This is a genomic window from Paraburkholderia sp. UCT31 (assembly GCF_014397655.1).
Taxonomy (GTDB): Bacteria; Pseudomonadota; Gammaproteobacteria; order Burkholderiales; family Burkholderiaceae; genus Paraburkholderia; species Paraburkholderia tuberum.
In genome coordinates this window covers 1-9,845 of sequence record NZ_VZQP01000115.1, presented here as the reverse complement: position 1 = coordinate 9,845, position 9,845 = coordinate 1, and the positions used below count along the sequence as shown (strand labels likewise).

Annotated in this window: 7 protein-coding genes and 2 pseudogenes; 5 read left to right on the top strand and 4 right to left on the bottom strand. The window is 58.9% G+C overall.

The genetic code is table 11. The annotated features are described in order from the left end of the window. Nucleotides 1-290: 290 nt before the first annotated feature. From F6X40_RS40315 to F6X40_RS40305, 3 genes are all read right to left on the bottom strand, one after another. The gene (locus tag F6X40_RS40315; RefSeq protein WP_316251893.1) at nucleotides 291-1,535 is read right to left on the bottom strand and encodes an MFS transporter; all 1,245 of its coding nucleotides are present in this window, start codon (nucleotides 1,533-1,535) and stop codon (nucleotides 291-293) included. Nucleotides 1,536-1,711: 176 nt separating this feature from the next. After that, entirely contained in the window at nucleotides 1,712-2,746 is a 1,035-nt protein-coding gene (gene dmpG, locus F6X40_RS40310; RefSeq protein WP_187631727.1) for a 4-hydroxy-2-oxovalerate aldolase, read from the bottom strand. Further along, a complete protein-coding gene (locus F6X40_RS40305; RefSeq protein WP_187631726.1) occupies nucleotides 2,743-3,696 on the bottom strand; it encodes an acetaldehyde dehydrogenase (acetylating) in 954 nt (317 codons plus the stop codon). The genes dmpG and F6X40_RS40305 overlap by 4 nt, the downstream gene beginning before the upstream one ends. Before the next feature lie 56 nt (nucleotides 3,697-3,752). Here F6X40_RS40305 and F6X40_RS40300 point away from each other — a divergent pair. From F6X40_RS40300 to F6X40_RS40280, 5 genes and pseudogenes are all read left to right on the top strand, one after another. Next, nucleotides 3,753-4,313: pseudogene (locus F6X40_RS40300) on the top strand (IS30 family transposase); the annotation flags it as partial. A 610-nt stretch (nucleotides 4,314-4,923) separates the two neighbouring features. Continuing rightward, nucleotides 4,924-6,426 (top strand): group II intron reverse transcriptase/maturase, encoded by a 1,503-nt coding sequence (gene ltrA / locus F6X40_RS40295; RefSeq protein WP_187631725.1) that lies wholly within the window; start codon nucleotides 4,924-4,926, stop codon nucleotides 6,424-6,426. 85 nt (nucleotides 6,427-6,511) lie between these two features. Next, nucleotides 6,512-6,970, top strand: a pseudogene (locus F6X40_RS40290) (IS30 family transposase); the annotation flags it as partial. A gap of 921 nt (nucleotides 6,971-7,891) precedes the next feature. Next, complete coding sequence (locus tag F6X40_RS40285; RefSeq protein ID WP_187631724.1) at nucleotides 7,892-8,212, top strand: hypothetical protein; 321 nt, start codon at nucleotides 7,892-7,894, stop codon at nucleotides 8,210-8,212. A gap of 369 nt (nucleotides 8,213-8,581) precedes the next feature. After that, nucleotides 8,582-9,199: a hypothetical protein gene (locus F6X40_RS40280; RefSeq protein ID WP_187631723.1), complete on the top strand. Its 618-nt coding sequence runs from the start codon at nucleotides 8,582-8,584 to the stop codon at nucleotides 9,197-9,199. 67 nt (nucleotides 9,200-9,266) lie between these two features. Here the strand turns inward: F6X40_RS40280 and F6X40_RS40275 are convergent, their stop codons facing one another. Further along, complete coding sequence (locus F6X40_RS40275; protein WP_222944983.1) at nucleotides 9,267-9,431, bottom strand: hypothetical protein; 165 nt, start codon at nucleotides 9,429-9,431, stop codon at nucleotides 9,267-9,269. Between the last annotated feature and the right edge of the window lie 414 nt (nucleotides 9,432-9,845).

The window sequence follows — 9,845 nt, the reverse complement described above, 5'->3', positions numbered from 1 at the left end:
CTTCGTCTCGCATGGCTGGTTGCCGCATTCTGCCGCAACCAGCCATGCACCAGCTTGCCGGTTCAGGGCGCCTCAAGGGTTCGCTGCGCCGGGCTCACGCCCGCCCTTGACCCGCCAAATCACCCACCCGGGTTTCAAAAGAGGCAAAAAACAGCATCCATGGGCACTAACCGCGGGCCGCGCACCCGCTCGTCGGGCGCCGAAACGTGGGGACCATTTCGGACACCGCATCCGTTTCCAGTGCAATTTGGTTCGGCCCGACGTAGTCGAATGTCGCCGACCCGTTTCACTCACGCCGCTTCAATGGCGTCCTTTCGGGCTACTCGCACAACGCGCTCCGGGAACGCGAAGGCAATACAAATTGCGCCAACCGCAGAGAGAGCAGCAATCAACAACACGCCATTGGTCAGGCTGCCCGTCGTGGTCTTGATGTAACCAAGGAGCGGTGGGCTCGCAAAGCCGGCAATGTTCCCGAGGGTGCTAATGAAAGCGATGCCAATGGGCGCAGCCTTCTTGCCGAGATACGCGGGCGGGATGGCCCAGATGAGCGGCCCACTTGCGCCGGTCGCGAAGCTCGCGACCGCGAACGAAATGAGCATCAACGGCAGCGAATGGGTCGTAGTGCTGGCAATCAGGCCAAGTGCAATGAGGCAAAAACACAGCGCGAGGTGCCAGCGACGTTCCTCCAACCAGTCCGAACTCCAGCTAAGAACGATTGCACCAATGAATCCCATGGCGAGCGGAATGGCAGTCAGCAATCCGACGTTCACCAGCGATGCAACACCACTTTCCTTGACAATCGTTGGCAGCCAAAAGAACAGCAGATAGTTGCTGCAGATTGCTGTGAAGAACAGGAAGGCGACGAGGTAGTTCACCGGGTTACCCAAAACCTGGCGAAAGACGCCGAAGGAGTGGTCGGGCGACACCACAACTTCAGAAGCGAGGTCCGCCTTGACCGCTGCCTTTTCTTCAGCGGTCAGCCATTCAGCGTTATCCGGCTTGTCGCGCAACGTGAGGAAACAGACAATGCCGAGCAAGCATGCTGGCAAGCCTTGCACGATGAACACCCATTTCCATCCTGCCAGGCCGAGGGCACCGTTCAGCGACGTCAGAATCCACCCGCTCAGGGGTGCGGCGATAGAGCCCGCAGCGGCGTTGGCTACAAAAATGACAGCGGTCACGCGGGCGCGCATGCTGGCCGGAAACCAGAACGTCAGGTACAGGACGATGCCCGGCAGGAAGCCAGCCTCGAATGCGCCGAGGAGCAGGCGCAGCGTGATGAGGTGTCCCACAGTCATAACAAACGCCGTGGCGGCCGTAGCCAGACCCCACAAAAACATGATGCGGACAAAGGTGCGACGGGCGCCCCACCTGGCGAGAAGGATATTGCTCGGCATCTCGCACAGCGAATAGGTGATAAAGAATGCCCCCGCCGCGATGCCATACCACGTGGGATTGATGCCCAAGGCATCGCTCATCTGCAGCTTGGTAAAACCAAGGTTGATACGGTCGATGAATGCAATCCCGTAACACACGAAGAGCAACGGGATGATGCGCCACCAGATTTTTCTGGTATGCCCGCTTTTTCAGCAGGCTGGAATCAGAATTCGAAGCGAGATATTCGTGCATGTCTTCCTCCAAACATGGATAGATTATTTTTTTGTTGTTCGTCACCGGGCCATCAAGGGCCCGGTGACGTATTGCCGTTGCTTCAAACTGCTTCCTTCTGCCGTGCAACCAGGTCGAGCGCAACGTCGACAATCATGTCTTCCTGGCCACCGACCATTTTTCGCTTGCCCAACTCGATGAGGATGGTTCGCGTGTCGAGCCCATACTGCTTTGCCGCTGTCTCGGCGTGTCTCAGGAAACTTGAGTAGACGCCGGCGTATCCGAGGCTCAGCGTCTCCCGGTCCACGCGAACCGGACGGTCCTGAAGCGGGCGCACCAGTTCCTCGGCCGCGTCCATCAGCGCAAACAGGTCCGTGCCGTGTTCCCAGCCATAGACATCGGCGGCAGCAATGAAAACTTCGAGCGGTGCATTACCAGCGCCTGCTCCCATACCGGCCAGGCTTGCATCGACACGAATTGCGCCGTTCTGAACGGCCACAATCGAGTTCGCCACGCCGAGCGAGAGGTTGTGGTGTGCGTGGATGCCACGTTCGGTTTCAGGTTTGAGCACTTCGTCGTACGCGCGAAAACGTGCCGCGGTGTCATCCATGGTCATAGCTCCGCCGGAGTCCGTGACGTACACGCAATGCGCGCCGTACGATTCCATGAGCTTCGCCTGCTGCGCGAGCTTGGCCGGTTCCAGCATGTGCGACATCATCAGAAAGCCGGAGACATCCATGCCAAGTTCTCGGGCGTATTCGATGTGCTGCTTCGACACGTCTGCTTCGGTGCAATGCGTAGCCACGCGGACCGAACGGACACCCGATTCGTATGCGCGCTTAAGGTCATGGGTAGTGCCGATGCCCGGAATGAGCAGCGTGGTCAGCTTGGCGTGCGTGATGACTTCCGCAGTTGCCTCAATCCACGCCCAGTCTGTGCAGGCGCCGAAGCCGTAATTGAAGCTCGAGCCGGAAAGACCGTCACCGTGTGCGACTTCAATGGCGTCAACCTTCGCCGCGTCAAGCGCGCGGGCGATTGCACGGACATGGTCAAGACTGTATTGATGGCGTACGGCGTGCATGCCATCGCGTAGCGTTACGTCCTGGATGTAAAGCTTGGATTTGGCTTCGTTGCTCATACGGCCTCCGCGGCAGTGCTTTCGTGTTTCTGGCGACGGACAATGCTCTCGGCCGTGGCCAATGCTGCCGAAGTCATGATGTCGAGATTGCCGGCGTAAGCAGGCAGGTAATGGGCGGCGCCCTCGACTTCGAGGAACACCGTGACCTTCATCCCGGTGAAGGAACGGCCGAGCTCTGCGATGAAGAGCGGACTCTCGGCGGTGTAATGCTGGAACTGGACCTTCTGCTTCATCCGGTAACCAGGAACGTACGATTTGACCTTGGCGACGGTTGCCTCAATCGACGCAGTGACTGCTTCTTCGTCCGTGCTTTCGCAGAGGCAATAGACTGTGTCGCGCATGATGAGCGGCGGCTCTGCCGGGTTGAGGACGATAATTGCCTTGCCGCGCTTTGCGCCACCAACCTTCTCGATTGCCTGTGACGTCGTCTCTGTAAACTCGTCGATGTTGGCGCGAGTACCGGGGCCGGCCGAACGCGACGAAATCGATGCAACGATTTCTGCATAGGGGACGCTCGAGACCGCGCTAACCGCAGCAACAATCGGAATGGTTGCCTGGCCGCCGCATGTCACCATATTGACGTTCGGAGCATCGAGATTCTGTTCGCCATTCACGCACGGCACCGTAAATGGGCCAATCGCCGCCGGCGTGAGGTCGATGACGCGTTTCCCGAACGACTGCAGTACTGCGTCGTGCTTCTTGTGAGCACCCGCCGATGTCGCATCAAAGACAATTTTGATTTCTTCAAAATTGGGCAGACGCGTCAGTCCGTCGATGCCTTCTGCCGTGATGGGCACACCCATACGTTCTGCACGCTTCAGGCCGTCGGACTCGGGGTCGATGCCAACGAAGCCGCCCATTTCAAGAACGTCAGACAAGCGAAGCACTTTTATCATCAGGTCAGTGCCGATGTTGCCGGAACCGATGATGGCTACCTTGGTTTTGGACATAGAAAACCGGCGGCCTCAAATCTGAAGTGCAACACCGTTTCGTATAAGGTGTTGCGATGCACGAAAGAAAGTACCAGCAACTTCAACCTGAAGAGCGCCTGACCATTGCAAGCCTGCATCTGCAGGGTTCGAGTATCCGGGCCATGGCCCGGATACTCGGGCGCTCGCCGGCCACCGTTAGCCGTGAACTGACGCGAAACAGCTCTCCCGCAGGCTACGCATCGGCACCAGCTGAAGCGCTCAGCGCCTCACGCCGCAGCGCGGGGCGCCGCCCCACAAAGCTTTGCCTGCAAAGCGTCTGCTGGCGTATCGTTCTCACCCTGCTCGAGTGGAAATGGTCACCCCAGCAGATATCGGGCACACTGAAACGTATGTATCCGACCGACCCGACCCAGCAGGTTTCGCATGAAACCATCTACACGGCCATCTACGCCCAGCCGCGCGGCGAACTGCGCCGTCAACTCATCGCCTGCCTGCGCCATGGTCACAGCACACGCATGCCGCGTACACGCGGCACAGACCGACGCGGACAGATTCCCGACATGGTCAGTATTCATGTGCGGCCGCCCGAAATCGAGGACCGACTGCTGCCCGGACACTGGGAAGGCGACTTCATCGTGCGACCTGCAAGTCGCATGTTTCTCTGTTTCACGGGGGTAGGCATGACCTGATGAAACCGGCTGTTCCATCAGCTGTTCCCTACCCGGGCATGCAGAACCGGTAACAGTGCTGTGTGAAGCCTCGGGGACAACGTAGCCGCCGGATATCCGGTACGCCGAGCCGCGAGGCAAGGTGGAATCTGCCAGCACGAAGGCGGAGAGGCGCTAGGGATGGATGGGTACGACCAACACATGTGAACGTCCGAAACGCGCCGTTACGCCTAACAAGCCAAACGTGCTGACAGGCTTGAACCAAAACGGTATGCGGCAAGGAATGGCCTCTGATGAATGGGCCATCATGGACAGAACGCCGCCGGCGCATAGGACGGGTCCGCACCATCCTGAGATTCATGCGGAACAGGGTAAGCCCATAGTGCTGCCGGCAACGGCAGGCGAACCGCAAGGAACGCTGTTGGCGCTGCGGGTAAAGGAATGCGGAAAAAGCGAAGGCCCGTCTGTAATGGACGGGATACGGACTGAGACATCGTCCGACGCGAAAGCGGGCTGACTTCCGCGCGGTCATTCATGGCGAGAAAAACTTGACGAATCGTTGTACGAGGGAAAGCAGATGACGGCGAACGATACGCAAGTGTCGGGCGCTGGTGCGTCCTCGCGCGCCGCCCAGATGTGGGACCAGGCGAACTGGACATACATCGAGGCAGAGGTGAAACGACTTCAGTTGCGTATCGCCAAGGCAGTCCGGGAAGGCCGATGGGGCAAGGTGAAGGTCTTGCAACGTCTGCTGACCCGCTCGTATCACGGCAAGATGCTGGCCGTGAAGCGGGTGATGGAAAATCGCGGCAAGAGAACGCCGGGGGTGGACGGCAGGATCTGGTCATCACCGGCGGCCAGATGGAACGGAATGCTGTCGCTGCGTCATCGTGGCTATCGCGCGATGCCGCTGCGACGGGTCTACATTCCCAAGAGTAATGGAAAGAAGCGTCCGTTAGGAATTCCGTGTATGCGGTGCCGGGCGATGCAGGCTTTATGGAAGCTCGCACTGGAACCCGTGGCTGAGACACTGGCGGATCCGAATTCCTACGGCTTTCGGCCCGAACGCTCGACTGCCGACGCCATCGAACAATGCTTCATCGCTCTGGCAAGGCGTGTATCGCCAGAGTGGATTCTGGAAGGTGACATACGAGGCTGTTTCGACAACTTCAGTCACCTCTGGCTTCGGGAGCACATACCGATGGATAAGGCGATCCTGTGCAGGTGGCTTGAGGCCGGATATATTGATGAGGGAACCCGGTTCGAGTCGCGGGCAGGCACACCCCAAGGGGGTATTGCCTCGCCCGTGATCGCGAATATGGCGCTGGATGGACTTGAGGCGGCAGTACACGCGAGCATCGGTGTCTCGAAACTCGCACGTCGCAAGGCCAAACTCAACGTTATCCGGTATGCCGATGATTTCGTGGTGACCGGTGCTTCGAAAGAAGTACTGGAATCCGTGGTTCTTCCTGCGATCCGTCGCTTCATGGCGGTTCGTGGTCTGGAACTGTCGGAGGAGAAAACCCGGATTACACGCATAACGGAGGGTTTCGATTTCCTGGGCCAGAACGTACGCAAGTACGGCGGCAAACTGCTGATCAAGCCAGCGAGGAAAAGTGTCAGCTCGCTGCTTGAGAAGGTTAGGGGAATCATCAAGGGTAACGCAAGCGCCACGCAGCGCGCGCTGATAAAGCAACTCAACCCGGTCATCCGGGGATGGGCCATGTATCACCGCCACATCGTGGCGAAGGCCATCTTCTCATTGATAGACTCACACATCTGGCAACTGCTCTGGAGGTGGGCATTGCGCCGGCATCCCACCAAAGGAGCACGATGGGTCAGGAGGCGATACTTCCGGACCGACGGACAAAGGTCGTGGGACTTTGCGACGGAGGCAGTTCGGGCTGACGGCAGTATCGGTAGCCTGTGGCTCTTCCGCGCAACGACGGTCGCGATTACGCGTCACGTTAAGGTTCGTGGACCGGCCCATCCGTTTGATCCGGCATGGACGCCCTACTTTGCCCGTCGTCGCGCCGCGAAACATCCGGTCGGTCTGTCCGGTGCCACCCCATGGTGCTGAAGAATGGCTTGAGCCGGATGCGGGGTGACTCGCCCGTCCGGTTCTTAGGGGAGAACGTGCCGGTAACGGCACGTTCTTACCCGACAAGGGCGCGGGCAATCAGTCCTCGGTCGGCGTTCTGGTTGAACGGACCAGCCGCCTGGTGCTGCTCGCAAAGATGGAAGACGCCACCGCAGCTTCGGCGCTGGCGGGCTTCTCCGCCAAACTCAATTCGATTGTCGCGCCACTGCGGCAGAGCTTCACTTATGACCAGGGCAAAGAAATGTCGCGCCACAAAGAGCTCACTGCCGCAACCGGCGTGAACGTGTATTTTTGCGACCCGCACAGTCCCTGGCAGCGCGGCACCTGCGAAAACACCAACGGGCTGCTGCGACAGTATCTGCCAAAAGGCACCGACCTTTCGGTCTACAGTCAGGATGAACTCGACGCCATCGCCGACAGCCTGAACAGCCGGCCTCGTGCAACTCACAACTTCCATTCACCATTCGAGGTCTTCGCCGCGACCCTCGCATCAGCAAGTCAACCTCAAAGCTCTAAACATTAATCCCGCCGTTGCGCTTCACTCTTGAAACCGCCCAACTATTGCTTGAAAAACGCCATGCCGCCATGAAAAAAATTGAACGTTTGGTAATCGCTGAGTGGTCACGCGACCCAAGCGCATTCCCTTCCGCGTCGAAAGCCCTCCGTCGTACGCAGGTTTTCCAATCTAGGCTCCGAGCATAAATTCGTATCGACCCGTCCAATCCCGGACGATTTCCACGTCGATACAATGAAAACGAAGAAAGCTAAAAAACCCCCTCTCTGACTTCGACACGCTGCCGAACGCGGCTGGCGTGTCCGTTGAAGTCGTTGCTGCGCTTTTTGATTGCAGCAATTCCACGGTTTGGAATCGCACCAAACGGGGCGATCTGCGTCGCGGCGACCTGTTCGAACTGCTCGTTCGCGAAGGCTGGCTGTATCGCACGAGCGACGACAGATGGCGCGCAACGGCGCAGGCGCTCACGGACGGAGTTGCTGTGATGCGCGGACCTTCTTCAATCGCGTGGCCGCAACTGACGCCCGATGGCCGGGCTGAAATCTCGCGCCGCCTCGCTCATGGGTGAATTTCATGCGACGGACCTGATCCCCTGAATTCGTAACCCAGCCTCGCAGTGAGCAGTGCTGTGATATCTGCGAAACGGCCCGTACTGGCGGGCCGCCAAGCGCGTGCTACAGGCCGCTGACGTCGGCGTGGGCGTGTACATGGAGCCGGTTTGGGCGGACAGATACGCTGCTGTTGAATAAAAACATAGCGGGGACATCCTCTTCATGCAGCTCTAGAACCTTTTTGTACTTGCCCTCGTTATGTTCGTTTTCCAACACAACAAAACAGGCTTTTTTCCAAGGTGCATAATAAAAACATATGGCCCATCTATCATCTTCCTTGCACTATCAAAAAACGACAAGACCCTACGAGAGACCTACCATGAGCAAGTTCGCAAAACTGTTGAAGTCGGTTGTGTCCGCAACGAAGCGCCCGGAACTGCCGGAAGACCATACGGGGAGTCAGGCTTCAATGGCCGCGCAGCGCGCCACGGGCCAGGCCGAAGCAGATATGCAGGACGCGTTGAAGGCCGCGGCAACGGAAAGGAATGGCGCGTGCGACCGGCTGCTGAAGTTCCTTGGCCGCGCCTTTGGTTCAAGAACTGACCCGATGGCTACCCGACGCGCCCAACGGGTCGCAGTCAAGGCCGTGGCTTTCATGTCGAAGGACGAGGCGCTGTTCGCCACGATTGCCGACGCGTAAGCCAGAGCGTTCGACGCCCTCACCCGTACGTATGGCTCAATCGCGCTCGAATACCGACAGACAAGCAGCTTGACGAACTGTACGGCCTGGCACTGCGCCATGGCAGTCCAACGGCTCGCACGGACAATGAATCGACAGCCGCATATGAGAAATCGAGCTGGCCAGATTCGCGAAGCTTTGTCGAGCAGTAGCCGCCACGCTCACCAGCCGGATTGACGCCTTGAACGGTCGAGTCGGCAAGCCGTTAAATGCAACCGTCGGCACAGTGGGCTCTGGTCGGAAATTGGAAGGCCGCGACCCCCAAAGACGATCACCCACCGCCTGCCAGGAGTCGGTCGGCGAAACCCTCAAAAGGAAGTGAGGCCCGTCATGAACATGCTTACCATCATCGCTCGCCAGCTCTTGTTGTATAGCCACACCCTCGCCTTCGCCTTCGCCATCGTGCGCGTGTTGCGGGAAGACGTGGCGCTGCTCACAGCTCGGCGCATTGATGCCGTCAGACTGGAAACCACCGGACGTACCATTGCAGGGTTGCTCGGCCTGCTCTGGATAACGGGCGTCGCTATGATCCTGCTTGGCACCGGCTTACATGTGGCTGTGCTGGTCTCCAAGCCGAAGCTGGCTGCAAAGCTGACAGTGGTATGCCTGCTGACGGCGAACGGCTTGCTGCTGCATCGAGTCGCGTTTCCGATGCTGACCACACCGCAGCGTCGCCCACGTCGGGCGGCGACGATATGCGTCTTGTTGGGGGCCATCAGTTCGGTGTCGTGGCTCTATGCGTCTTTTGTAGGCGTGGCGCGCCTTATCGCCCCGGCGATGTCCTATACGGGCTTCCTAGCCTTGTACGGGGTGGGGCTGGTGGGCGGGATCGGGACTGCGTTGGCGGTGGCGCGGCCGCGTGTGGAGCGGCTATTGGCTCCGTTGTCCGGCGGGGACGTGGTTGTCGGTTCGGCGCCAGCCGGACGATTGAGCTTGCCGCCTTTTTAGGGCAACCCCGAAATAGCGCCGCACGCAACGCCATCCGGTCGTTCAAGTCGAGCGCGGGCTTGGCGACCTACGTCTCAAGTTCCTGCCGGCGATCAACCAGACGCGCGGTGAATTCCGGCGAGAGTTGCGCGCCGATCACGTAGCTGTCACGCTTGCCGATGCGGTCGTCGGCAACCGTCTGCCGACGACCATCGGCCCCGAGGAAAGACGTTTCCCCCAACGGTGGAAGCATGATTGCACCACGATCCGCCAACCTCTCGATGGCACGCTTACGATTCTTTAACGATTGTTGATGGTTATTTGCGGGCGCAATAGCTGTTGCACTCTTTTCTGTCGTCAGTCGGGCCCTTTATGCCGCCGTTTGCACCCTTTGCGACGGGTGCAATTTCTGCACCCTTTAGCCAATCTGCAATACGGAACGGACTGTGGGGCGTGTTGCCATTCGGTCGGCAGCAATCCGGGCGCACTTGCATGTCGGTCAAGTCGCATGATTATTTGCGCATTTTCGACTTCGACATTGCCCGCTGATATGACTCCCGGTGTCAATCGGGATCGGTTTTTCAGTTTCTCGAATTCATATTGTTGGAATTTCCTGAGGGCGACGTAGCAGTACATCTCGACGGTGGATCATGCTGATATCCGCGGG

Coding starts and splice junctions, on each gene's coding strand:
- F6X40_RS40275 (WP_222944983.1), bottom strand. CDS start 9,431: ATGCTTCCACCGTTGGGGGAAACGTCTTTCCTCGGGGCCGATGGTCGT.
- F6X40_RS40280 (WP_187631723.1), top strand. CDS start 8,582: ATGAACATGCTTACCATCATCGCTCGCCAGCTCTTGTTGTATAGCCAC.
- F6X40_RS40305 (WP_187631726.1), bottom strand. CDS start 3,696: ATGTCCAAAACCAAGGTAGCCATCATCGGTTCCGGCAACATCGGCACT.
- F6X40_RS40285 (WP_187631724.1), top strand. CDS start 7,892: ATGAGCAAGTTCGCAAAACTGTTGAAGTCGGTTGTGTCCGCAACGAAG.
- dmpG (WP_187631727.1), bottom strand. CDS start 2,746: ATGAGCAACGAAGCCAAATCCAAGCTTTACATCCAGGACGTAACGCTA.
- ltrA (WP_187631725.1), top strand. CDS start 4,924: ATGACGGCGAACGATACGCAAGTGTCGGGCGCTGGTGCGTCCTCGCGC.